The organism is Bosea vestrisii, assembly GCF_030144325.1.
In the GTDB taxonomy this organism is placed as follows: Bacteria; Pseudomonadota; Alphaproteobacteria; order Rhizobiales; family Beijerinckiaceae; genus Allobosea; species Allobosea vestrisii_A.
The window spans coordinates 4,532,361-4,557,031 of the sequence record NZ_CP126307.1; the positions used below are offsets into that span (position 1 = coordinate 4,532,361).

Sequence of the window (24,671 nt, forward strand, 5' to 3'; positions counted from 1 at the left end):
GGGAGCCCATGTCAGCCACTCAGATCGATGCCGTGGCGCTGGATGGAGCCGGTCCGCTCTATGACCAGATTCGTCGCGCCGTCCGCGATCTGATCCTGGCCGGGACCTGGCCGCCGGGCACGGCGGTGCCGCCCGAGCATGCGCTGATGGAGCGTCTTGGCGCCTCGCGCATGACCGTGCATCGGGCTCTCGCGCAGCTTGCCCGCGAGGGACTGATCACGCGCCGGCGCCGCTCGGGCACGATCGTCGCGAGCCCGCCGGCAAGCCATGCGATGCTCGACATCCTCTCGATCCCGCAGGAGGTTCGCGAACTCGGGCAGGCCTACAGCTATCGCATCCTGCAACGGCGTGACGGCAAGGCGCAGCGCGAGGTTGCGACGCGCTTCGAACTTCGCCGCTCCGTGGAGATCACGCACCTGACTTTGCTACACTTCGCCGATGGCAGGCCGCATGTGCTGGAGGACCGGGTGATCCACCTTGCCACGCTGCCGCAGGTCCTGGAGGAGAGCTTCACCGAGACACCGCCCGGCGACTGGCTCCTCCAGAACAGCCTGTGGTCGCAGGCGGAGCATGCAATCAGCGCCATCGCGGCGGAGCTGCAGGAAGCGGAGCTGCTGAAGATCGATGCAGGCGAGCCCTGCCTCTTGGTCGAGCGCCGGACCTGGAACCAGTCCGAGCCGATCACCGCCGTGCGGTTGCTCTATCCCGGCGGTCGTCACCGCTTCGTCGGGCGCTTCGGGCCTTATGGGGCGGTTTGACATGCGAATGGCGGGTGATTGCCGCCATTCGCGCTGTTGCGTTTGTCAGCAGGCGTAGCGGACGCGCCGGCCCCACTCGTCGCGGCCGTAGCAGATCTGATCCGGCGAGGTCGCATTGCCGATGATGGCGCCGCCGGCGCCGCCGATCGCAGCGCCCGCCAGCGCGCCGCCGGCACGGCCTGTCGCGGCGCCGCCGATGAGGGCGCCCGCGCCGGCGCCGATCACCGCGCCGGTGGCTGTTCTCTCTTCGCGGGGCGTGCAGGCGCCGAGCGCGGCCACCGCAGCGGTTACCAGTAGAAGCTTCTTCATCATAGGACGTTCCTTCCCTTCATGGCGAGTTCCGGCGGCATCGCGGCGCGACATGCAAGAACGAACTTGCAAAGGGGCCGTCGGCATCCTCGTGTGGTTGTCGCGGGTCGTGCGGCAGCGCCTCCCTGGCGATCGCTTGCCGCCTGAAGCGTGTCGGCTGAAGCCGCACGCTCAATCCACCCTCAAACCGTGCTGGCCGGCATTTGTTCCGCACCTGCCCCGTGTGAGCCGTCGCGGCTGTCGGGGTCCCGTCTGAACGGCACGATCTTTTTGTCTTTCGCGTTGGGAACCCGGTTGCTCCCATCGGGTTGATGGAACGAGCCGGCTCGATGGTCGGCCCAATAAGCTATTTATGGAGGGACCGATGAGCGCTACGATGACCGCAGCCTCTCACGCCGCCAACCCGCTGATCGCCGGCGCTCGTGTTGCCGGAACCGAAGTCTACAACACCGCCGCTGAGCATCTCGGCTCGATCTATGACGTCATGCTCGACAAGGCGACCGGCAAGGTCGCCTACGCGATCATGTCCTTCGGCGGCTTCCTCGGCCTGGGTGAGAAGTACCACCCGATCCCGTGGAGCATGCTCGACTACGACGTCGAGAAGGGTGGTTATGTCGTGCCGTTGACCCGCGAGAAGCTCGAAGCCGCCCCGATGTACGGCGCCGATGGCGAGCCTGACTGGCACGACAAGGAATACGGCAAGCGGGTGCACGATTACTACGGCACGATGCCGTATTGGATGATGTGAGAGCGCGCCGCAGGGCCAGCGTTCCACACAAAGGCGCAACTCGCGGCGGTCGCTATCCCCCCAGCCGGATCGTCGTGATTGCGTGGTGCGGGCCGAAAGGCCCGCACCTTTTTTTGGGCTGCCTCACCGGGAACCTCGGCAGGAGCTGCGCGTCATTGAGTGCCGGCTGGGCACCGCTCCCACCACGGTGGGCAACTCCCTTCGTGCATCATCGAGGTCATCATGCACATTCGTTACGGCTACCGGATCGAGGTCGTCTGCGAGCAGCCGACCGCCCTGCTCACGCTGCTTGATATTCACCCCTCGCGCCGGCACGATCTGATCCGCCCGGACGAGATGCGCGTGGCGCCCGTCGTGGCCCGGCCTGCGCCGATCGAGATCAGCCAGCATCTCGATCCGTTCGGTAACATCTGTCGCCGTTTCACCGCGCCGGCGGGCGGTGTCGTGCTCGCATGCGACGGCCTCATTCATGATAGCGGCGAGCCCGATGCGGCCGATCTCTCTGCCCGCGAGGCCATGCCGGCGGACTTGCCGGACGAGGTCCTGCCCTATCTGCTCGGCAGCCGCTATTGCGAGACCGACCGGCTGGCTGGCACCGCCTGGAGCCTGTTCGGCCAGGTCGAGCCGGGCTGGGCTCGCGTTCAGGCCGTGACCCAGTTCGTCCATAATCATATCAGCTTCGGTTACGCGTTCGCTCGCAACACCCGGACCGCAGCCGAGGCCTTCGAAGAGCGCATCGGTGTCTGCCGTGACTTCGCCCATCTCGCCATCGCCCTCTGCCGTTGCCTCAACATCCCGGCGCGGTATTGCAACGGCTATCTCGGCGATATCGGCGTCGTGCCCAACCCGGCGCCGATGGACTTCAACGCCTGGTTCGAGGTCTGGCTCGGCGGGCGCTGGCATACCTTCGACGCCCGCCACAACCAGCGCCGCATCGGCCGCATCGTCCTTGCTCGCGGTCGTGACGCGACCGATGTGCCGATGCTCACCTCCTTCGGTCCGCACTGGCTGCGGCGCTTCGAGGTGATCACCGAAGAGGTCGAGGAGGAGCTACTGCGGATTGCGCCGGCGGCGGCCCGCCTTGTTCCGGCCAAGAGAGACGCCCATATCGCCGCCTGACATGGCGAAACTGTCGGAACCGTCACCCGAGCTCGAAACGCCGGCGCCAACGCGCTGCTTCCGCGTCATCGCCAATGCGCGCGCCGGCACGGTTCTGGAGGCTGGATCCGACACCTTCGCGCAACGCATCGAGGCGGCCTTCGAAGCGGCCGGGTGCCGAGGCGAGGTCGAACTGGTGCAACCGCGCCAACTGCGGGAACGCCTGCAGGCCGCGGTTGCCGATAAGGCTGTGACCCCGGTCATCGCCGGCGGCGACGGCAGCATCAACGGCGCTCTTCCAGTCCTGGTCGGTTGCGAGCGGCCCGTGGGCGTGCTTCCACTCGGCACCGTCAACGTGCTCGGCCGCGATCTGGGTCTCATCGGCACGGTGGAGCAGCAGATCGCTGCGCTTTGCCAGGGCGAGCCCGTGTCGATGGATCTCGGCAGCGTCGATGGCCACCTGTTCCATTCGATTTCGGGCATGGGTTTTTTCAGCCTGATGGCCCGCCAGCGCGAATATGCGCGCCGACGCTTTCCCTTCAGCCGCCTCATCGCCTTTCTCTTCGCCGCGACGCGCTCGATCCTGTTCACTCGTCCTATCCGTATCGAGATGGAGATCGCCGGCGAGCGTCGTCTGGTCGAGGCCGATGCGGTTCTGGTCACTGTCAACCAGTTCGACGGTGCAGAATGGCGTCGCACCAGCCTCGATGGTGGCGAATTCGAGATCCATATCCTCGATACCGGTGGCCCGCTGTCGCGCGCCAAGGTGGCGTTCTCGATGCTGACCGGTGGCTGGCGCAACTCCCGGCACCTGATCTCGCTGACGGGCACCGCCGTCACCCTGACCCGCCGCGACAAGCGCCGCGGTCATGTCACCTTCGACGGCGAGGTCGAGCGCCGCGCCAGCCCATTCGCCTATCGTCTGCTGCCAGGTGCGTTGCAGGTGATCGCTGCCCGGCCGGCCGAGCTTCCGTCCTATCCAGCTGAGTACAAGTTCCCTTCATGAGGCGTTCGATGTTCCTCCTCCAGCCGCGCTTTCTCCTGCCTGTCGCGGCTACCTTCGCCTTTCTGGGGCTGGCCTTCTACGTTGTCTCCGATGGCACGTCCGCCGTCGACAGCGCGTTGGTGATGTTGTTTCGCGACCCGGCCAACCCCTCCGTGCCGATCGGACCGGCCTGGTTCCGGGAGATGATGCGCGACCTGACCGCGCTTGGCAGCTTCATCGGGTTGGGGATCGCGACGGTGATCGCGGCGCTGACGCTGAGACTTTGCGGCCATCGACCGCTGGCGATCGGCTTGGTGGTCAATGTCCTGGCGGCGACGGGGACGAGCACGCTGCTCAAGCTCGCCTTCGGCCGCGAGCGGCCGGGCATCGTCGAGCATGCGGCGCTGACCTTCACCGCGAGCTTCCCGAGCGGTCATGCCTTCCTCTCGGCGGTGGTGCTGCTCGGTATCGCTGGCTTCGTCGGCATCGCCTCGCGCCGTGCCGACATTGCCCGGCTCTGCCTCTGGATCGCCTGGGCCCTGATGATCGCGATCGGGGTGAGCAGGATCTATCTCGGCGTGCACTGGCCGAGCGACGTGCTCGGCGGCTGGTGCCTTGGCGTCGCCTGGTCCGGTCTTGCCCTCTTCCTGATCGGACGTTTCGCGGCTCGGAGGGAAACGAAGATCGCGCAGGCCGCTGCGGCACGCGGCGAGCCCGTCATATGAGGCGGGCTGGAACCAGGCGCCCGCGCCAGCGTTGATGGGCGCGCCGCTCTGGCGCCTGCAACGGAGCTCCTGATGACGCTGTCTCGCAACACGCTTGTTCTCCTGGTCGGCTTGCTGGTCGTCGGCCTCGGGGCCGTCAGTTATGCGCTCTATCAGGAGAAGAAGCAGCCCGAGGGCGTCGAGATCTCGGTCGGCAAGAACGGCCTGTCGATCAAGGAGAAGTAGGCGGCCAGCTCAGATGCCGCCGGGCGCGAAGCGTCGCCTCAGGCCGCCTCGAGCATCGTGTCGATGACGCGATCGCGGCCGGCGCGCTTCGCCCGATAGAGCGCAGCGTCGGCCTGTTGCATCAGGTGCAGCAAGGAGAAGCCGGGCCTCGCCATGCCCCAGACGACGCCGATGCTGACGGTGATTGCAAGCGGCTCACCCACTTCGACCGGGACGCGGAGCTCGGCGCAGCCATTGCGCATTCTCTCGGCCAGGGCCAGCGCCGCAGATTGGTTCAGATGCGGCAACAGGATCGCGAATTCCTCGCCACCGATCCGCCCGAACAGATCGCCTTGGCGCAGCATTGCCGCGACCTTCTCCGCGAGGGCCGCGAGCACCTCGTCCCCGACCGCATGACCATATTGATCGTTGATCGGCTTGAAGCGATCGACATCCAGCATCAGCAGGGCCACCGGCCGGTTCGCGGAGAAGCTCTCCGCCAGCATGGCCTCGCTGCGCGTGAGGAAGGCGCGGCGCGACAGGACCTTCGTCAGAACATCCTGATTGGCTGCCAGATCGAGCTCGCTCAGCAGGTGCGAGCGGGCGGCATTGATCGCAGCGACCATGATCGGCCCGAGCGAGAACACCGCCACGCCAAAGCGATGCGAGCTGATCATGTTCGCATGTTCGGCGGCTCCCGGTGGCAGACTGGCGAGCAGAATGGTGCCCTGCCAGAGGCCGAGCAGGAGGGTCAGGATCGTGGTCGGAAAGATACCGTAGCTCAGCGCGCACCAGAGGATTGCGGGGACGGGTATCGCGATCGCGGTCGGGCCGCCGATCAAGGTTCCGACGAGGGTCGAGACCAACAGGACCGCAACCGGCAGGAGTCGCTTGGCCAGGTCGCGCATTGGCATGGGGCGCGTGACCAACCCCTGCACGATCCGCGTGAGCGGGGGCGCCGTCAGAACGACCGGCAGGACCACGAGGTTACTGGCAAACTCGCTGGTCAGAAAAAACTCGAACGCCTGCAATCGAGTGTGACCGAAATAGATGACGAGGCCGCTGCTGCCGACGGTGGCGGCCAAGGTCGCCGAGACAAGCGCGATCAGCAGCAGGAACAACAGGGATTGCGGCCGCCCGAGCTGGCGATCCGGACCGGCGACGCGCTGGAACAACAGATAACCGACGAAGGCGTTTGTGAGATTGCCTGCCGTCAGCCACAATGTCAGGCCAACGCCGCCGCCCATGGCGAAATCGGCGGCAAGATAGCCCGCCGCCGCACCTGTCCAGCCAAACGGCCCGGCCCAGCCGGGATTACGCACCATCAGGCCCAGCAGCAGGGCGTTTGCAGGCCAGAAGGTCGACAGGAAGCCGAGCGGCCGGGTGAGATGGCCGAACAATGCTGCGGCGAAGACGATGCCCGCGACCAGCACCGCTGCACCCCATGGGGGCAAGCGCGACGCGGTTGCCTGCTCCTGGTTGCGGGCATGCAGAACGTAAAGGTCGCTAGCAAGCTTCATTGCCGCCAGAACAAACCAGACAAAGGTGAAAGCAAGCTGAAATGGCGGGCGCAAACTGCGTCGAAGCAAGCCTGTTCGGACTGCCGCATGCGCTGGCGGCGGGGCCTGCATCGCCATTCATCGGGCCTGCTCGCATGGCTTTGCCGACATAAAACGGTTAAGACCGGCTCCTCTTTCGGTTACGCACGAGGCTTTGCGATGAATGCTCCTTTCAAGAACCTGATCGCCGGCGAGTGGGCTAGCGCGCAGAACGCCTCGCGCAACATCAATCCCTCCAACACCAACGACGTCGTCGGTGAGTACGCGCAGGGGTCGGTCGAGGACCTGAACAACGCCGTCGCCGCCGCCAAGGCTGCCTTCCCGGCCTGGAGCCGCGCGACGCCGCAGGAGCGCTACGAGATCCTGAAGAAGGCCTCGGACGAGATCCTCGCCCGCAAGGAGGAACTCGGAAAGCTGCTCTCGCGTGAGGAGGGCAAGACCCTGCCGGAAGGGATCGGCGAGGCGACCCGCGCCGGCCAGATCTTCGCCTTCTTCGCCGGCGAGTGCCTGCGTCTGAACGGCGAGAGCATCCCCTCTGTGCGCCCCGGCGTCGGCGTCGAGGTCACCCGCGAGCCGGTTGGCATCATCGGCATGATCACGCCCTGGAATTTCCCGATCGCGATCCCGGCCTGGAAGATCGCCCCGGCTCTGGCTTACGGCAATTGCGTCGTGATCAAGCCGGCCGACCTCGTCCCCGGCTCGGCCTGGGCACTGGTCGACATCATCCAGCGCGCTGGCCTGCCCAAGGGCGTGCTCAACCTGGTGATGGGCCGCGGCTCGGTCGTCGGCCAGGCGCTGCTCGAGCACAAGGATGTGCACGCGATCTCCTTCACCGGCTCGGTCTCGACCGGCCGCAAGGTCGCGACGGCCTGCATCGCCGGCAACCCGATGAAGAAGGTCCAGCTCGAGATGGGCGGCAAGAACCCGCTCGTCGTGCTCGATGATGCCGACCTCAAGACCGCGGTCGAGGCCGCGGTGCAGGGCGCCTTCTTCTCGACCGGCCAGCGCTGCACGGCCTCCTCGCGCCTGATCGTCCAGGCCGGCATCCATGACCGCTTCGTCGAGGCGGCGATCGAGCGGCTGAAGGGCGTCACCGTCGACGACGCGCTGAAGGCCGGCACCACGATCGGCCCGGTCGTCGACCAGAGCCAGCTCGACCAGAACCTGAAATACATCCAGATCGCCCGTGACGAGGGCGGCAAGCTCGCCTGGGGCGGCGAGCTGCTCAACCGGGAGACGCCCGGCTTCTATCTCCAGCCGGCGCTGTTCACCGAGACGACCAACGCCATGCGCATCTCGCGCGAGGAGGTCTTCGGCCCGGTCGCCAACGTCGTCCGCGTCAAGGATTACGAAGAGGCGCTCGCGGTCGCCAACGACACCGAGTTCGGCCTGTCCTCCGGCATCTGCACGACCTCGCTGAAGCACGCGACACACTTCAAGCGCAATGCCGAGGCCGGCATGGTGATGGTCAACCTCGCCACGGCGGGCGTCGACTATCATGTACCGTTCGGCGGCCGGAAAGGTTCGAGCTACGGCCCGCGCGAGCAGGGCGCCTATGCCCGCGAGTTCTACACCACGGTGAAGACCGCCTATACGCTCGCCTGAGGCGAGCCTTCAGGCCGACAGCCAGGGCCGCGCCGCAAGCGCGGCCCTTTTCGTGTCCGCCTGCCGCGCAGCGATCCACGCTGGTATATGTCTTGCTGAGCTGGCCGATCGGCTTCTCGGGGACAGGACCATGCCAGGATCGCTTCATCGCCGTAGCTTTCTCGCTCTGGCGGCAATGACATCGTTGTCGGGACGAGCCGGCGCCGCCGCACCCATGGTTTCTGCGCTGTTTGCCGGCAAGATCGATGATGGCGGCTTCATGCAGGCCGGCTATGACGGGTTGAAGCTGGCGGAAAGCCGCCTCGGCGTTGCGGCCATCATCGAGCAGGGCGTCCCGCCGAAGCTGGAGGAGCTGGCGGCCGCGCTGCGCAAACTCGCCGCGACGACCCCACTTCTCGTCATCGCCCATGGCGGGCAGAACAACGCCGCGGCCAAGACGGTCGCGGCTGAGTTCCCCAACAGCCGCTTCGTCGTAACGCAAGGCAATGTCACTGGTCCAAACCTGGCGAGCTACGAAGTGCTGCAGGAGCACTCGGCTTTCCTCGCCGGCATGCTCGCCGGGCTGACCACCAGGACCGGTGTCGTCGGCCACATGTCCGGCATCCGGGTGACGCCGGGTCTGAAGGGGCGGGCGGCTTATGCCGCCGGTGTCCGCCACGCCAATCCCGACGTGAAGATCCTGACCAACTTCTCCGGCAACCAGGACGACAATGCGCTGTCGAAGAAAGTCGCCGCCGCGATGATTGCGGCAAAGGCCGACATCATCTTCACCATGCTCAATGCCGGCCGCACCGGCGCGATCGAGGCTTGTCGCGAGGGCGGCGCCAAGCAGATCGGCAATGTCCGCGACTGGACGCTGGTGGCGCCGGAGGTGTTCGTCGCGTCCGCCTTCGCCGATGTCGGGCGGGCCGTGTTCAACGCGGTTTCGCATGCCATTTCGGGCCACCTTGCGGTCGGGCAGATTCGGCAGATCGGCCTTGAGTCCCCCGAGGCCGTGCGCTTGACCATGGCCGCGACCGTGCCGGCGGAGACGCGGGCCAGGATCGAAACAATGGCCGCCGAGATCGCCGCGCGCCGATTTGAGGTGCCGACGGAGTGGCAGGGCGAGGAATTCGCGAATCCGGCCTGAGCTGCAGCTTCAGGCGAACAGCGCCTGCTCCAGCGTGGCGATGCTCGGCAGCAGCAGGTGGCTGAGCGGGCGCAGCGTTTCGGCGCTGCCGGCGCCGGTGAGCACGGCGATGCGATAGCCCGCGCCGGCCGCTGCCGCCATGTGCATGTCGTGGCTGGAATCGCCGATGACGGCGACGGCTTCCACCGGCAGTTCCGTCGCGCGGCAGAAGCCGTCGACCATGCCGCGCCCCGGCTTGGCGCCATGGCCGGAATCATAGCCGCAGAGAAAGGCGAGATGCGGTTCGAGGCCGAAGCGCTCGGCGGTCGCCGCGACAGCCGCCTCGCTGTCGCTGGAGGCGATACCGAGGGCAAGTCCGCGACCTGCGAGGCTGGCGAACAGGGCGGCGAGATCGCAGACCGGCACCGCCGCGACGACTGCCGAGCGGAACAGGGTGTCGAGCCGATCGGTCAGCTCCGCCGCGCCGAATGGTGAGCCGGCCTCGGCCCAGGCCTCTGCCACGTCTTCGGTGTTGCCCGAGGCGAGCAGCCCATCCGAGATGGCATAGCCGGTCGCGGGGTCGACGCCGGCCACGGTCAGCAGCCGCGCCGCGAGGTCGAGGTCGCCCTGCGCAGCCAGCCGTCCGGCCTCGAGATTGGTCGGCGCCCAGCTCGCCTGGTAGTCGATCAGCGTGCCGTCCTTGTCGAACAGCAGGCCTCGAACGGCGGGCCAAGGCCTCATAGTATCGGCCATCAGGTCACCGGGATGACGTCGACCTTGACGTCGAGCTTCTGGCTGCCCGGTCCGACGAGCACGCCGTCGAGCGGCGAGACGTCGGCATAGTCGCGCCCTGTCGCGGTGACGATATGGTCGTCGGCGACGATCAGGTCGTTGGTCGGGTCGAGCCCGATCCAACCGGTCTCCGGTCCGCACCAGAGCATCACCCAGGCATGGGTCGCATCCGCCCCTTCGAGCCTGGCCTGGCCCGGTGGCGGGATGGTGCGCAGATAGCCGCTGACATAGGCGGCCGGCAGGCCGAGGCCGCGCAGGCCGGCGATCATGATGTGGGCGAAGTCCTGGCAGACGCCGTGGCGCGCGGAAAAAGCCTCGCGGATCGGGGTCGCGACCTCGGTGGCCTCGGGATCGTAGCGGAATTCCTTGCGGATGCGGGCCATCAGATCGCAGCCCGCCTCGAAGATCGGCCGCTTCGCCCGGAAGCTCTTGCGGGCATAGTCGGTGATCTCGGGCACGGTCGGTGCAAGACGGCTCGGGTAGAGGTACTGGGCCGGGGAGTCGGGTGCGAGGCTCTGCGCCGCGAGCGCAAGCTGGGCGACCTCCTCCCAGTGTCGGGTCATGGCGGGGAAGGGGGCGGCGGTCCGCATCACCTCGACCCGCGAGGTCATCTCGATGCGCAATTCGCGATGTGGCCTGGCGATCGTCAGCGTCGTCGTGCGGTTGCCGAAGAAGCAGACTCCGTCCCGACGTTCTGCTCCGCGCGGCGCGACCGCCAGCGCACTCGTCAAGACGCGCTGACCCGCCCCCTCGCGCGGCAGCACGCGCAGGACGCAACGCGCGAACGGGACCGGCCGGCTATAGGCATAGGTGGTGAGATGGCGGATGTCGTAGATCACGCCGTCTCCCTTACGCGAGTCGCGTCATCCGCGAACCTTCCGGCCTGGAGTTCTGCAGGAAATAACGCTCGGCCACCGCGCTTGAGAGACCCATCAGCAATTGCTCGAAGAACAGGATGCCGGTGCGGTCGAGACGGCTTGCCTCGGCGGTGCGGTTCTCGGCGGCCAGCTTGAGCGCGAGCCGGCGCGGCTCCTCGAGCATGCCGTCGTCGTTGAGCGAGGGCAGCGCCGCGATCTCGGCATCGAGCCGTTCGACCTGGAAGGCGACCGAGCGCGGATTGTAGGGATCGAGCATGACGAGATCGAGCACCGGCTGCAGCGAGGCGCCGAGCATGTAGCGCGAGCGATAGGTGATCTGCGAGTCGGTCAGGTCGAGCAGCGCGTCGAGGCAATTGCCCGGCGCGTCGTTCTCGATGAAATGGCGGGCGAAGCGGCAGGTGGTGACGCCGCGCTCGATGCGCCGGCCGATATCGAGGAAGCGCCAGCCGGCGCCGCGCACCATGTTTTCCTGGGACAGGCCCGAGAAGGCGGCGAGCGATTTCAGCGCGGTGTCGGCGATCTCGAAGGCCTCGCCCTCGCTCTCCACCTTGCCCGGCGGGGTGAGCTGGCGCTGGAGGTCGCCGAACAGCCGCCAGGCGTCGACGGAGAGGCGTTCGCGGATGACCGAGGCGGTGCGCCGCGCCTCGCGGACCGAGGCGGCGGCCGAGCCGTACTGATCGAGCTCGTGCAACGCGGCCCGTGCCTGCGCCGCGACGGGACGATTCTTGGGCGTGGCCGGGGCCGCTCCCCAGGCGACGAGCAGATTGGCGAGCCGCTTGATCGTTTCGCCATGGCCAGGCGCCTGGTCGTCGGCGTTGATCAGGCGTCCGAGCAGGGCGCGCACCAGGCGCAGCGTCGCCTCGCTGCGCTCCAGATAGCGCCCGAGCCAGAACAGGTTGTCCGCCGCCCGGCTCGGCAGGATGCCGACGACGCGGCGGATCCCGATCCGGTCCGGGCTCGGCAGCAGCGTCACCTGTTCGACCGGCTCGTCGGAGGTCACCCAGACATCGCTGGAGCGCACACCGGAGCGCATCGTCACGGCGCGCGCATCGGATTCGTCGGAGACGCGGCAGAAGCCGCCCGGCATCACCTGCCAGCCATCTGGCGTCGCCGCAGCGAAGACGCGCAGCGTCATCGGCCGTGGCTCGAGCCGGCCGCCCTGCATCACCGGCATGGTCGAGAGCCGGACCACTTCCTGTCCGACATGGTCGAGCCCGCGCTCCGTGATGCGGGTGCGAAGCGCTTCGCGCTCGGCGCTGCTGAGGTCCGCGACCAGCACGGTGCCGCCGTCGAGCCCGTCGCCGGGTGCGCGGAAGGCCGGTGCGACATTCATCTCGTCGAGTCGGTCGAGCACGATCTGGCGCTCGCGCGGCTGGCCGCACCACCAGGTCGCGATATTCGGCAGGATCAGTTCCTCGCCGAGGACCTCGCGCGCCAGTCGCGGCATGAAACCCATCAGCGCCCGCGCCTCGATCACGCCGGAGCCGAGCCCGTTGGCGACGATGACGTTCTCGCCACGCACCGCCTCGACCAGGCCGGGCACGCCGAGCGCGGAACGGGCGTTGAGCTCCAGCGGGTCGGCGAAATCGCCGTCGATGCGCCGCCAGATCACATCGGCGCGCTTGAAGCCGGCGATGGTGCGGACATGCACCAGCCCGTCGCGCACCACGAGATCGCCGCCCTCGACCAGAAGGAAGCCGAGATAGCGGGCGAGATAGGCCTGTTCGAAATAGCTCTCGTTGAGCTGGCCCGGCGTCAGCAGGCAAATCCGCGGCTCGACCCGCCTGGCGCGGGCAACGAGGCCGGCGCGGAAGCCCTGGAAGAAGGCGGCGAGCCGCTCGACATTCATCGTCCGGAACAGGTCCGGGAAGGCGCGCCCGATGGCGAGCCGGTTCTCCAGCGCATAGCCGGCGCCCGATGGCGCCTGGGTGCGGTCGTTCAGCACCCACCAGCGCCCATCCGGGCCGCGACCGAGATCGGCGGCATAGATCTGGAGCTGCCCGGCGCCGCCCGTGCCCTGAAGCGGCCGCAGGTAATCGGGGCTGCCGGTGATGGCGGCGGCCGGCAAGGCGCCGCCGGCCACGAGCTTGCCGGGGCCATAGATGTCGCCGAGCACGGCATCGAGCAGTTGCGCGCGCTGGGCGACGCCGGCCGCGATCGTCTTCCATTCCTGTCCGGTGAGCACCAGCGGCGCGTGGTTCAGCGGCCAGGCGCGCTCGCCGGCCAGCGGATCACTCTCGTCGAGATCGCCATGGACGCGATAGGAGACGCCGGTGTCGCGGACATGCCGGTCGGCAAGGCCGAAGCGGCGTTGCAGCTCATCGCTCGACAGCGCTGACCATTCCGCCAGGAACGGCTCCCATTGCGGCCGGATCGTGCCGTCCGCCGCCATGAGCTCGTCATAGGCGCCGGGCAGCGGCCGATAGCCCGCAAGCAAGGCATTGCGGCGCTCGTTGCGCACCCGTATCGAGCTCGATCGGCCCTGCAGAGCCATCCTTGACCTCAAACCCCGATCGGCCGGCGCAGGTCGAGGGTCATCGGGAACTCCGGATTGCGCTCTTCTGCGGGAATCGCCAGCGGCCCCGGACTATGGCCGATCGCCTCGAAGCGGGCCAGCCTTCTGGCCTCCGCCTCGTAGGAATTCACAGGAGGTGTCTCGTAATTGCGCCCGCCGGGATGGGCGACATGGTAGACGCAGCCGCCGAGCGAGCGGCCGACCCAACTATCGACGATGTCGAAGGTCAGCGGCGCATGCACCGGAACCGTCGGATGCAGCCCCGAGGCCGGCTGCCAGGCCTTGAAGCGCAGGCCTGCGATGGCGATGCCCGCGGCAATCTCGCTCATCGGCAGCGCCCGGCCATTGCAGGTGATGACATGCCGACCGGGGGTGAGCCCGCTCGCCTTGACCTGCAGCCGCTCGACCGAGGAATCGACATAGCGCACCGTACCGCCGATCGCGCCCTCTTCGCCCATCACATGCCAGGGCTCAAGCGCCTGGCGGAGTTCGAGCTCGACGCCGCCTTGGTTGACCTTGCCGAAGAAGGGGAAGCGGAACTCGTGCTGCGCCGCGAACCAGGCCGGGTCGAAGCGGTAGCCGGCCCGCTCCAGATCGGCGAGCACGTCGCGGAAATCCTGCCAGACGAGCTCGGGCAGCATGAAGCGGTCGTGCAGGCTCGTGCCCCAGCGGGTGAGCTTGCCGATCTGCGGCTCGCGCCAGAACCAGGCGATCAGCGCCCGGATCAGGAGTTGCTGCGCCAGCGACATGCGCGCATCCGGCGGCATCTCGAAGGAGCGGAACTCGATCAGCCCGAGCCGGCCGGTCGGGCCATCAGGCGAATAGAGCTTGTCGATGCAGATCTCGGTGCGGTGGGTGTTGCCGGAGACGTCGACCAAGAGGTTGCGGTAGAGCCGGTCGACCAGCCAGAGCGGGATCGCCGGATCCTGCGGGCCGGGCGTCTGCGCCAGCGCGATCTCGAGTTCGTAGAGCTGGTCGTGCCGGGCTTCGTCAATGCGCGGTGCCTGGCTGGTCGGACCGATGAACAGGCCGGAGAACAGGTAGGACAGCGAGGGTGGCGCTGCCAGTAGAGCACGATGCTCTTGAGCAGGTCCGGCCGGCGCAGGAACGGGCTGTCGGCCGGCGTCATGCCGCCGAGCACGACATGGTTGCCGCCACCGGTGCCGGTATGGCGGCCGTCGACCATGAACTTTTCGGCGCAGAGCCGCGACTGGCGTGCTTCCTCATAGACGCCGCGCGTGATCGAGACCGCCTCCGCCCAGTTCCTCGCCGGATGGACATTGACCTCGATCACGCCGGGATCGGGCGTGACCTTGATGACGTTGAGGCGCGGATCATGCGGCGGGGAATAGCCCTCGATATGGACCGGCTGGCCCTTCTCTTCGGCCGCGGCCTCGATGCTGGCGATGAGGTCGAGATAGTCCTCCAGCCGCTCGACCGGCGGCAGGAAGACGCAGAGCACGCCGTCGCGCACCTCGATGCTGAGCGCGGTGCGCACCGACTCGGCGCCGAGCTCCTGTTCGACGATGTCCTGGCGCTGGGTCTGGGGCTCGCTGCTTCCGGCTGGCCGAGTCGGTTGGACCGGACCGTCGAAAGCGGGCGGCGGATCAGCGGCGCGCGGTGCGCCGCGCGAACCGGCCGCGGCGGGCGGCAGCGGTCCGCGCGGCTCCAGCGGGTCCTGCGGATGGATATGCGGATAGGCCTTTGCAGGCACATGCTGCAGCGATCCGAGCGGCAGCCGGAAGCCGACGGGTGAATCGCCGGGGACGAGGAAGAGCTTGCCGCGCCGGAGCTTCCATTTCTCCGAGCGCCAGCGCCGGTCCTCCGCCGCCGCCTGCCAGCGCTGCACCGGGATGACATAGCCGCTCGGCTTGCCGAGCCCGCGCTCGAAGACGCGGACCATGCGGGCGCGCTCCTCCGGATCCGACAGCTTCGGGTCGAGCGGGTCGACATTCTCGGGCAGCTGGCCTTCCTTCACCAGCCAGTGGCCGGTGTCCTCATAGGCCGGCAGCACGTAATCCGCGCCGAGGCCGAGCCGCTCGGACAGGCCGGCAGCGAGCGTCTCGACCGCAGCCGAGGTCGGCACGACCTCGTGTTCGCGGTCGCCGCCGGTCTTGGCGCCGGGCTCGCGCGCGATCAGCGCGGCATTGCGCCAGATCGGCTCGCCATCCTCGCGCCAATAGAGCGCGAAAGCCCAGCGCGGCAGGCTCTCGCCCGGATACCATTTGCCCTGGCCGTAATGCAGCATGCCGCCGGGGGCGAAGCGCTCGCGCAGGCGCCGGATCAGCACATCGGCGCGCTCGCGCTTGGTCGGGCCGACAGCCGCGGTGTTCCATTCCTCGCCGGTCTGGTCGTCGATCGAGACGAAGGTCGGCTCGCCGCCCATGGTGAGGCGGACGTCCTGCACCTGGAGGTCGGCCTCGACCTTTTCGCCGAGAGCATCGAGCTCGAGCCAGGATTCATCCGAGAAGGGCAAGGTGATGCGCGGCACTTCGTGAACGCGCGCGACGCTCATCTCGAAACCGAACTGCGTCTCGGCATAGCTCGCGACACCGCTGACCGGCGCGGCCGAGCGGTAATGCGGCGTCGCCGCCAGCGGCAGATGGCCCTCGCCGGTGAGCAGGCCCGAGGTCGGGTCCATCCCGATCCAGCCGGCGCCGGGAAGATAGACCTCGGCCCAGGCGTGCAGGTCGGTGAAGTCCTTGTCGGTGCCGCGCGGCCCTTCCAGCGGATCGACGTCCGCCTTCATCTGGATCAGGTAGCCGGAGACGAAGCGGGCGGCGAGGCCGAGATGGCGCAGGATCTGGACCAGCAGCCAGGATGTGTCGCGGCAGGAGCCGGACCTGATCGCCAGCGTCTGCTCCGGTTCCTGGACGCCGGCCTCCATGCGGATGCCATAGGCGATCATCCGCTGCAGGCGGGCGTTGAGATCGACGACGAAGTTGACGGTGTTGGTCTTCTCGCGCGGGACCGTCGCCATGAACTCGCTCAGCAGCGGTCCGACCGGTTCCTTGACCAGATAGGGCGCGAGCTCGTCGCGCAGTTCCTCGGGGTAGGCGAAGGGGAACTCCTCGGCCTCGGCCGCGACGAAGAAATCGAACGGGTTGATGATCGAAAGCTCGGTGACGAGATCGACCTCGATGCGGAACTCGGTCACCGGTTCGGGAAAGACGTAGCGTGCCAGCCAGTTGCCGTTGGGGTCCTGCTGCCAGTTCACGAAATGCTGCGCCGGCGTGACCTTGAGCGAATAGCTCTTCACCGCCGAGCGGCAATGCGGCGCCGGTCGCAGCCGGATGATCTGCGGCCCGAGCGTGACCGGCCGGTCGTAGCGATAATGGGTAACGTGATGCAGTGCAGCGATGATGGCCAAGAGCGAGCGCCTGCTTTGCTTCGAAGCCGGCCGGAGCGGCCGGACCCTGTCACGATAGCGGCAGGAGACGCGGGAGCAAGCAGGTTCGTGCGCAGGAATGCGCCGGCAATTCAGGCTGTTGCGCAAGAAGCGTGCATGCTGCGTGGTATCGTTCGAACTCTGCTTTGGCCCTGCTGGACATCCGCCACGATCTGGCCACAGAGTGCGCGCCAACGGGCGCCCGGGAGCGCTCGCAGACAGCACAATGGGGATTTTCCATGCGTCATGTTGCGAAATTGATGGCGGCTTCCGCCTTCGCCGCTCTGCTGGCGACGACCGCCCAGGCCCAGACGCCCAAAGACACCATCGTCATGGCCAAGCAGATCGACGACATCATCACGCTCGATCCGGCCGAGGCCTTCGAGTTCTCCGGTGTCGAGGTCGGCGCCAATCTCTATGACAAGCTGATCGGCGTCGATCTCAAGAACAACAACGCCCTGATCGGCGAGCTCGCCCAGAGCTGGACGGTCAGCCCGGACAACCTGACCTACACCTTCAAGCTTAGGCCGGGCGTCAAGTTCCACTCCGGCAATCCGCTCACCGCCGCCGACGTGGTCTATTCCTTCCAGCGTGCGGTGACGCTGAACAAGTCGCCGGGCTTCATCCTCACCCAGTTCGGCCTGACCAAAGACACCGTGCTGGAGAAGGTCAAGGCGACCGACGACCTGACCGTCACCGTCACCGTCTCCAAGCCGTTCGCGCCGACCTTCTTCCTGAACTGCCTGACCTCGGGCGTCGCTGCGGTGGTCGACTCCAAGTTGGTCAAGGCCAATGAGAAGGACGGCGACTGGGGCAATGGCTGGCTCAAGCTCAACTCGGCCGGCTCCGGCGCCTACAAGGTCCGCGTCTATCGGCCGAACGAGCAATACGCGCTCGATGCCAATGAGGGCTGGTACAAGGGCGCGCCGAAGACCAAGCGCGTCATCGTCCGCCATGTCGCCGAGCCGGCCTCGCAGCGCCTGCTGCTGGAGAAGGGCGACATCGACATCGCCCGCAACCTCTCCAAGGATCAGCTCGCCGCGGTCAAGAGCAACGCCAATGTCGAGATCGTCCAGGGCGACAAGGGCTACATCCTCTATCTCGGCCTGAACCAGAAGAACCCGAACCTCGCCAAGCCCGAAGTCCGCGAGGCGCTGAAGTGGCTGGTCGATTACGATTCGATCGAGCGCAACATCGTCGAGGGCACCTATAAGGGCCATGAGAGCTTCCTGCCCAAGGGCTTCCTCGGCGCGATCACCGACAGGCCCTACAAGCTCGATGTCGCCAAGGCCAAGGAACTGCTCGCCAAGGCCGGCCTGCCGAACGGCTTCACCGTCACCATGGACACCCGCTCGGTCAACCCGATCACCGACATCGCCCAGGCGGTCCAGTCGACCTGGGCCCAGGCCGGGATCAAGCTCGAGATTCTTCCGGGCGACGGCAAGCAGACGCTGACCAAGTACCGCGCCCGCACCCACGACATCTATATCGGCCAGTGGGGCCCGGACTATCTCGACCCGCACACCAATGCCGAGACCTTCGCCATCAACGAAGACAATGGCGAGGAGGCCAAGTCGAAGACGCTGGCCTGGCGCAATGCCTGGGACATCCCGGACATGACCAAGCTGACCCAGGCCAACGTGCTGGAGAGCGACGCGACCAAACGCGCCAACGTCTATGGTGAGCTGCAGCGCGACCACCAGAAGGTCTCGCCCTTCGTCATCATGTTCCAGCAGGTCGAGGTTTCGGCCGACCGCAAGGGCATTTCCGGCTGGGTGATCGGACCGACCTCCGACACCAATTTCTACGCTCCGATCACCAAGAACTGAGGCGTTTGCCGAGCAGGACCCGCCGTAGCCCAAGGCTGCGGCGGGTTCTTGCCATTGGCCCCGGCCTGGCTTGGCCGACGCCCTCCAAGAACAAGAAGAACGGAGCCGACGATGGTTTCCATCACTGCACCGACCCCGCCCGCGCCGCCGCCACGCGCCAAGAGCAGTGTCGCGCGCTGGGCGAAGATCCTCGGCCGCGAGTTGACCACGGTCGCGATCACGATCTTCGGCCTGCTGCTGGTCACCTTCCTGATCGCGCGTGTCATGCCGATCGACCCGGTGCTCGCCGTGGTCGGCGACCGCGCGCCTGCCGACGTCTACGACAAGGCGCGGCTCGCGCTCGGTCTCGACAAGCCGTACTGGCAGCAATTCGCCGTCTATATCGGCAAGGTCTTCACCGGTGATCTCGGCACCTCGGTGCTGACTGCGCAGAAGGTCACCGACGACATCAAGACCGTGTTCCCGGCGACGCTGGAGCTGGCGACGCTCGGCACCCTGATCGGCGTCGCGCTCGGCGTGCCGCTCGGCATCCTCGCCGCCGTCAACCAGGGCCGCTGGATCGACCAGATCGCCCGCGTGATCGGCCTGATCGGCTATTCGATCCCGGTATTCTGGCTCGGCCTGATGGGACTCCTGCTGTTCTACGCCAAGCTCGGCTGGGTCGCCGGGCCCGGGCGGCTCTCGATCGCCTTCGAGGATTTCGTCACGCCGATCACCGGCATCGTCATGCTCGACGCCGCCATGCAGGGTGAATGGGAGGCCGTCCGGGACGCCTTCTGGCACCTGATCCTGCCGGCCTCCGTGCTCGGCCTGCTCTCCGTCGCCTATATCAGCCGCATGACCCGCAGCTTCATGATCACCGAGCTGCAGCAGCAATATGTCGTGGCGGCGCGGGTGAAGGGGCTGTCGGAATGGCGCGTGGTCTGCGGCCATGCGCTGGGCAACGCCCTCGTGCCGCTCGTCACCGTGATCGCGCTCTCCTACATGCACCTGCTCGAAGGCTCGGTGCTGACCGAGACGATCTTCGCCTGGCCGGGCCTCGGCCGCTATCTCACCAATGCGCTGCTCAACGCCGACATGAACGCCGTGCTCGGCGCCACGCTCGTCGTCGGCGCCGTCTTCATCGCGGTCAACCTGTTCTCCGACATCCTCGGCCGGCTGGCCGATCCGCGGGCACGCTGAGGAGGATGGCCATGAGCGATCACGCCACCTCTCCCGTCAGCTGGCATTCCTGGCTGACCACGACCTCGCCGGAATCGCGCCGGCAGGCCAAGCTCGGCCAGCTCTACCGGCAATGGCTCGCCTTCAAGAAGAACCCGGCTGCCGTGGTCGGCCTCGTGATCGTGCTGGCCCTGCTGCTGATGGCGGCCTTCGCGCCGCTGATCGCCCAGTACGATCCGCTTGCCCAGGCGCTCGACCAGCGCCTGCTGGCGCCCTCGGCCAAGCACTGGTTCGGTACCGACGCGCTCGGCCGCGATATCTTCAGCCGCATCGTCTACGGCACCCGCGTCACGCTGGTGATCGTCATGCTCGTGGTCATCACGGTCGGGCCGCTCGGCCTGCTCATCGGCTGCGCCGCCGGCTATTTCGGTGGCTGGATCGACACCGTGCTGATGCGCATCACCGATGTCTTCCTCGCCTTCCCGCGCCTGGTGCTGGCACTCGCCTTCGTCGCGGCATTGGGCCCCGGGCTGGAGAACGCCGTCATCGCCATCGCCTTCACGGCCTGGCCGCCCTATGCCCGCGTCGCCCGTGCCGAGACGATGATCATCCGCAACGCCGACTACATCTCGGCGATGCGCCTGCAGGGCGCGAGCCAGATGCGGATCGTGCTCAAGCATATCGTGCCGATGTGCGTGCCCTCGCTGATCGTGCGCACCACCTACGACATGGCCGGCATCATCATCATCGCCGCCGGCCTCGGCTTCCTCGGCCTCGGCGCCCAGCCGCCGATCCCGGAATGGGGCGCGATGATCTCGACCGGCCGCGAGCAGATCTTCGACCAGTGGTGGGTCGCGACCTTCCCGGGCGTCGCCATCTGCGTCGTCGCGCTCGGCTTCAATCTGCTCGGCGATGGCCTGCGCGACGTGCTGGATGCGAGGTGAGCGCCAAGATGACTGCAACCTCTGAAGCACCTCTGCTCACGCTCGACGATCTTCGCGTCGACTTCCATACCCCGACCGGCATCGTCAACGCGGTGCGCGGCCTCTCCTTCACGCTCGGCCGCGAACGGCTCGGCATCGTCGGCGAATCCGGCTCCGGCAAGTCGATGACCGGCCGCGCCATCCTCGACCTGATCCCGCATCCCGGCGTGGTCACGGCGAAGCGGATGGAATTCCGCGGCAGGGACCTGACGGCGATGGACAAGGCGAGCCGCCGCAAATTGCGCGGGCGCCACATCTCGATGGTGATGCAGGATCCGAAGTTCTCGCTGAACCCGGTCCAGGCCGTCGGCGACCAGATCGCCGAGGCCTATCGCGTCCACCACAAGGCGAGCGCGCGCGAGGCCAAGGAGCGCAGCCTCACCATGCTGGAGGCCGTGCAGATCCGCGAGCCCCAGCGTGTCTACGATCTCTATCCGCACGAGGTCTCCGGTGGCATGGGCCAGCGCGTGATGATCGCGATGATGCTGATCGCCGAGCCGGAGATCCTGATCGCCGACGAGCCGACCTCGGCGCTCGACGTCACTGTGCAATTGCAGGTGCTCAAGATCCTCGACGACCTCGTCACCAGCCGCGGCATGGGGCTGATCTTCATCAGCCACGATCTGCATCTGGTGAGGTCGTTCTGCGACCGCGTCATCGTCATGTATGGCGGCAAGGCACTGGAGACGCTGCCCGCGGGCGAACTCGACAAGGCGCAGCATCCCTATACACGCGGCCTGCTCGGCTGCCTGCCCGATCTCGACTATCCGCGCGAGAAGCTCGCCACCCTCACCCGCGACCCGGCATGGCTGGCATGAGCACGAACCCCGCGATCAACGTCGATAAGCTCAACGTCTCCTTCGGCGACTCGCATGTCGTGAAGGACCTCTCCTTCGCGGTCGCGCCGGGCGAGAGCTACGGCATCGTCGGCGAATCCGGCTCGGGCAAGTCGACCGTGCTGCGCGTGCTCGCCGGCCTCAACCGCGACTGGAGCGGCGAGGTCGACATCCTCGGCAAGCGCCAGCCGAAGCTCCGCGACAAGGCCTTCTACCGCGCCGCCCAGATGGTCTTCCAGGACCCCTACGGCTCGCTGCATCCAAAGAAGACCGTCGACGACACGCTGGCCGAGCCGCTCGCCATCCATGGCGTCCGCGATGCCGAGGCGAAGATCAGCCGCGCCATGCAGGATGTCGGCCTGCCGACCTCCTTCCGCTTCCGCTATCCACACCAGCTCTCCGGCGGCCAGCGCCAGCGCGTCGCCATCGCCCGCGCTTTGGTGCTGGAACCGACCATCCTGTTGCTCGACGAGCCGACCTCGGCGCTCGACGTCTCGATTCAGGCCGAGGTGCTGAACCTGCTGCAGGCGCTGCGGCACGAGCGCAAGCTGACCTATATCCTGGTCAGCCACGACCTCGCCGTGGTCGGCCATATGTGCGAGCGGCTGCTGGTCATGCAGTTCGGCCGCGGCGTCGAGGAAATGACCGCCGCAACGCTCGCCGCGCGCGCCCCGCAGACCGCCTATGCCCAGCAATTGTTGACGGCGAGCGAGGGGTTTCGACGGGCGGGATAGTGTGCGCTTCCCTTCTCCCCATGCGGGAGAAAGTGGCCCGAAGGGCCGGATGAGGGGTCGCGCTGCCCTGGCGCATTTGCCTATGGCGGAACGCTGCCATGATCGGCGTCGCGCGACCCCTCACCCTAACCCTCTCCCGCAAGGGGAGAGGGGATAGGTCACGGCAACTCTGCACCCAAAGCGTTTGGCAAGCGCCATGCTTGGTCGCATTGTCGTCGCAGGATTCGGTTCGACTGGGCCGATCAGGAGTATGCCACCATGGACGCTATCGCTGAACGCCTGCTGAAGCCGGAGGCTGCGCCGGAGCGCACGCCGGTCCCGCCTTTCGATCTGGTGATCTTCGGCGCCGGCGGCGACCTTGCGCTGCGCAAGCTCTTCCCGGCGCTGGCCCAGCGCAATGAGGAGGGCGTGCTGCCCGAGGAAAGCCGCATCCTCGGCATCGTCCGCAAGCAGGAGGATGTCGAGGGCATCCCCAACGAGATTGCCGCCAAGCTCGCCGCCGCCGGCCTGTCGCAGGATCGCATCGCCGCCTTCCGCCGCCGCCTGACCATGGTGCTGCTCGATGCGGTCAAGCCCGAGACCTATGGCGCGCTGAAGCAGGCGCTCGGCGACTCCCAGCGCGTGCGCTCCTTCTATCTCTCGACGCCGCCCGACTTGTTCATCCCGATCTGCGAGAACCTGGCGAACTCCGGCATCCTGACGCCGACCTCGCGCGTCATCCTCGAGAAGCCGCTCGGCCGCGACCTGGCCTCGGCCCGCGAGATCAACGACGCCGTCGCCCGCATCCTGCCGGAAAGCCGCACCTACCGGATCGACCATTATCTCGGCAAGGAGACGGTGCAGAACCTGCTGGTGCTGCGCTTCGCCAACACGCTGTTCGAGCGCTCCTGGTCGAGCCGCGACATCGACAATGTCCAGATCACGGTGGCCGAGACTGTCGGGCTCGAATCCCGCGCCGGCTATTACGACAAGGCCGGCCATCTGCGCGACATGGTGCAGAACCATGTGCTGCAGCTGCTCTGCCTGTTCGCGATCGAGCCGCCGAACCAGCTTGAGGCCGACGCCGTCCGCGACGAGAAGGTCAGGGTGCTGAAGGCGCTGCGGCCGATCGTCGGCCCGGACGTGCAGCGCATGACCGTGCGCGGCCAGTATGGCCCGGGCGTCATCGACGGCCAGCGCGTCAAAGGCTATTCCGAGGAGCTCGGCCATCTCAGCGGCACCGAGACCTTCGTCGCGATCCGCTGCGAGCTCGACACCTGGCGCTGGGCCGGAGTGCCGATCTATCTGCGCACCGGCAAGCGCATGGCGCAGCGCTATTCCGAGATCGCCGTCACCTTCAAGCCGGTGCCGCACTCGATCTTCGGGCGCGCGCCGGGCTGCGAGGAGCTCTACGCCAATCGCCTCGTCATCCGGCTCCAGCCCAATGACGGCGTGCAATTGCAGCTGATGATGAAGGTGCCGGGCTCCGGCAAGCTCAAGGTCGTGCCGCGCCAGCTCGACCTGCGCTACGAGACCGCCTTCGACGTGCGCACGCCCGATGCCTATGAGCGGTTGCTGACCGACGTGATCCGCGGCGACCAGACCCTGTTCATGCGCCGCGACGAGGTCGAGCAGGCCTGGAGCTGGATCGACCCGATCCTTGCCGGCTGGCAGGAGTACTACCCGCAGCCGCATCGCTATGCCGCCGGCTCCTGGGGGCCGTCGCAGGCGATCGGGCTGATCGAGCGCGAGAGTCGCTCCTGGGCCGATCCGGAGTTCACGGAATGAGCGCGGCCGGCTCGCTGGTCCGCCATCGCTTCGAGACGCTGGCCGACGCCTCCGAGGCCCTCGCCGAGGCTGTCGCGGTCAGGCTGCGGGCGCTCGTCGCGCAGCAGGGCAGGGCGCTTATCGCCGTGCCGGGTGGCACCACGCCGGCGCGTTTCCTCGCGGCGCTCGGCGCGCATGACCTGCCCTGGGAGAGCATCACGCTGATGCCGACCGATGAGCGCTTCGTCGCGCCCGGCGACCAGGCCTCGAACGAGCGCATGATCCGGGCAGCCTTTAGCCCCTTGCGCGACGGGCGGAGCCCGTTCGTCTCCTTCCACAATGCCGGCGACGATCTCGCCATGGCCGCGGCCAGCCTCGATCGCGTGTTGAAGGGCCTGCCTGCGCTCGACATCGTCGTCAGCGGCATGGGCGCGGACGGGCATGTCGCCTCGCTCTTCCCCGGCGAGACGGCGGCGCTCGCTGCGCCGGCTTCCGTGCATGCCGTCGCCGCGAGCCCACCTGACCTGCCGCCGCGGCTCTCGCTCTCGCCTGCTCGGTTGCAGGGCGCGGGCCATGTCGCCTTGCTGATCTCCGGGCAGGAGAAGGAGCGCGTGCTGGCTTCGGCGGTCGAGATGCCGGCGGCGTTTCCGGTCGGCCTGCTACTCGCCCGCCCGCAAGGGCTCGACGTCTACTGGGCCAAGGCGTAAGCG

General features: G+C 67.4%; 20 protein-coding genes and 2 pseudogenes. 16 read left to right on the forward strand and 6 right to left on the reverse strand.

Translation table 11 applies throughout. The features are described from left to right. Positions 1-8 precede the first annotated feature (8 nt). On the forward strand, positions 9-758 hold the full coding sequence (gene hutC / locus QO058_RS22275; protein ID WP_284168408.1) for a histidine utilization repressor: 750 nt from the start codon (positions 9-11) through the stop codon (positions 756-758). Between the two features lie 45 nt (positions 759-803). Here hutC and QO058_RS22280 read toward each other — a convergent pair whose 3' ends face one another. After that, positions 804-1,070, reverse strand: a complete 267-nt coding sequence (locus QO058_RS22280; RefSeq protein ID WP_284168409.1) for a glycine zipper domain-containing protein — start codon at positions 1,068-1,070, stop codon at positions 804-806. 361 nt (positions 1,071-1,431) lie between these two features. On the opposite strand from QO058_RS22280, the gene QO058_RS22285 reads away from it, so the two are divergent. From QO058_RS22285 to QO058_RS22310, 6 genes and pseudogenes are all read left to right on the forward strand, one after another. Beyond that, a complete protein-coding gene (locus tag QO058_RS22285; protein ID WP_129158800.1) occupies positions 1,432-1,815 on the forward strand; it encodes a PRC-barrel domain-containing protein in 384 nt (127 codons plus the stop codon). A 222-nt stretch (positions 1,816-2,037) separates the two neighbouring features. Beyond that, a complete protein-coding gene (locus tag QO058_RS22290) occupies positions 2,038-2,934 on the forward strand; it encodes a transglutaminase-like domain-containing protein (RefSeq protein WP_284168410.1) in 897 nt (298 codons plus the stop codon). 1 nt (position 2,935) lies between these two features. Then, positions 2,936-3,304, forward strand: a pseudogene (locus QO058_RS31510) (diacylglycerol/lipid kinase family protein); the annotation flags it as partial. A 90-nt stretch (positions 3,305-3,394) separates the two neighbouring features. Beyond that, positions 3,395-3,919, forward strand: coding sequence for a diacylglycerol/lipid kinase family protein (locus QO058_RS22300; protein WP_284168412.1), 525 nt, complete (start codon positions 3,395-3,397; stop codon positions 3,917-3,919). Positions 3,920-3,927: 8 nt separating this feature from the next. Further along, a complete protein-coding gene (locus tag QO058_RS22305) occupies positions 3,928-4,623 on the forward strand; it encodes a phosphatase PAP2 family protein (RefSeq protein WP_284168413.1) in 696 nt (231 codons plus the stop codon). A 72-nt stretch (positions 4,624-4,695) separates the two neighbouring features. Further along, positions 4,696-4,848 (forward strand): hypothetical protein, encoded by a 153-nt coding sequence (locus QO058_RS22310; RefSeq protein WP_284168415.1) that lies wholly within the window; start codon positions 4,696-4,698, stop codon positions 4,846-4,848. A gap of 38 nt (positions 4,849-4,886) precedes the next feature. Here QO058_RS22310 and QO058_RS22315 read toward each other — a convergent pair whose 3' ends face one another. Next, entirely contained in the window at positions 4,887-6,464 is a 1,578-nt protein-coding gene (locus QO058_RS22315; RefSeq protein ID WP_284168416.1) for a GGDEF domain-containing protein, read from the reverse strand. 81 nt (positions 6,465-6,545) lie between these two features. Between QO058_RS22315 and QO058_RS22320 the strand changes: the two genes are divergently transcribed. Together QO058_RS22320 and QO058_RS22325 are read left to right on the forward strand one after the other, a co-directional pair. Then, complete coding sequence (locus tag QO058_RS22320; protein WP_284168417.1) at positions 6,546-7,991, forward strand: aldehyde dehydrogenase family protein; 1,446 nt, start codon at positions 6,546-6,548, stop codon at positions 7,989-7,991. A 214-nt stretch (positions 7,992-8,205) separates the two neighbouring features. Further along, positions 8,206-9,120, forward strand: coding sequence for a BMP family protein (locus tag QO058_RS22325; protein WP_284168418.1), 915 nt, complete (start codon positions 8,206-8,208; stop codon positions 9,118-9,120). A 9-nt stretch (positions 9,121-9,129) separates the two neighbouring features. Here the strand turns inward: QO058_RS22325 and QO058_RS22330 are convergent, their stop codons facing one another. From QO058_RS22330 to QO058_RS22345, 4 genes and pseudogenes are all read right to left on the reverse strand, one after another. Further along, entirely contained in the window at positions 9,130-9,852 is a 723-nt protein-coding gene (locus QO058_RS22330; RefSeq protein WP_284168419.1) for an HAD family hydrolase, read from the reverse strand. Next, the gene (locus QO058_RS22335) at positions 9,852-10,730 is read right to left on the reverse strand and encodes a transglutaminase family protein (RefSeq protein WP_284168420.1); all 879 of its coding nucleotides are present in this window, start codon (positions 10,728-10,730) and stop codon (positions 9,852-9,854) included. Before QO058_RS22335 ends, QO058_RS22330 begins: the two co-directional genes overlap by 1 nt. Positions 10,731-10,740: 10 nt before the next feature. Continuing rightward, a complete protein-coding gene (locus QO058_RS22340) occupies positions 10,741-13,263 on the reverse strand; it encodes a circularly permuted type 2 ATP-grasp protein (RefSeq protein ID WP_284168421.1) in 2,523 nt (840 codons plus the stop codon). 8 nt (positions 13,264-13,271) lie between these two features. Continuing rightward, positions 13,272-16,654 (reverse strand): annotated as a pseudogene (locus QO058_RS22345) (transglutaminase family protein). 257 nt (positions 16,655-16,911) lie between these two features. Between QO058_RS22345 and QO058_RS22350 the strand changes: the two are divergent. The 7 genes from QO058_RS22350 (at position 16,912) to pgl (ending at position 24,668) form a co-directional block, all read left to right on the forward strand. Further along, positions 16,912-18,501: an ABC transporter substrate-binding protein gene (locus QO058_RS22350; protein ID WP_284168422.1), complete on the forward strand. Its 1,590-nt coding sequence runs from the start codon at positions 16,912-16,914 to the stop codon at positions 18,499-18,501. A 111-nt stretch (positions 18,502-18,612) separates the two neighbouring features. After that, positions 18,613-19,683, forward strand: coding sequence for an ABC transporter permease (locus QO058_RS22355; protein ID WP_284168423.1), 1,071 nt, complete (start codon positions 18,613-18,615; stop codon positions 19,681-19,683). Between the two features lie 5 nt (positions 19,684-19,688). Beyond that, positions 19,689-20,606, forward strand: a complete 918-nt coding sequence (gene nikC / locus QO058_RS22360) for a nickel transporter permease (RefSeq protein ID WP_432211966.1) — start codon at positions 19,689-19,691, stop codon at positions 20,604-20,606. An 8-nt stretch (positions 20,607-20,614) separates the two neighbouring features. Next, positions 20,615-21,463, forward strand: a complete 849-nt coding sequence (locus tag QO058_RS22365) for an ABC transporter ATP-binding protein (RefSeq protein WP_284168425.1) — start codon at positions 20,615-20,617, stop codon at positions 21,461-21,463. Further along, positions 21,460-22,215: an ABC transporter ATP-binding protein gene (locus QO058_RS22370; protein ID WP_284168426.1), complete on the forward strand. Its 756-nt coding sequence runs from the start codon at positions 21,460-21,462 to the stop codon at positions 22,213-22,215. The genes QO058_RS22365 and QO058_RS22370 overlap by 4 nt, the downstream gene beginning before the upstream one ends. A 258-nt stretch (positions 22,216-22,473) precedes the next feature. Then, complete coding sequence (gene zwf / locus QO058_RS22375) at positions 22,474-23,982, forward strand: glucose-6-phosphate dehydrogenase (protein WP_284168427.1); 1,509 nt, start codon at positions 22,474-22,476, stop codon at positions 23,980-23,982. Continuing rightward, entirely contained in the window at positions 23,979-24,668 is a 690-nt protein-coding gene (gene pgl, locus QO058_RS22380; RefSeq protein ID WP_284168428.1) for a 6-phosphogluconolactonase, read from the forward strand. The genes zwf and pgl overlap by 4 nt, the downstream gene beginning before the upstream one ends. Positions 24,669-24,671 lie beyond the last annotated feature (3 nt).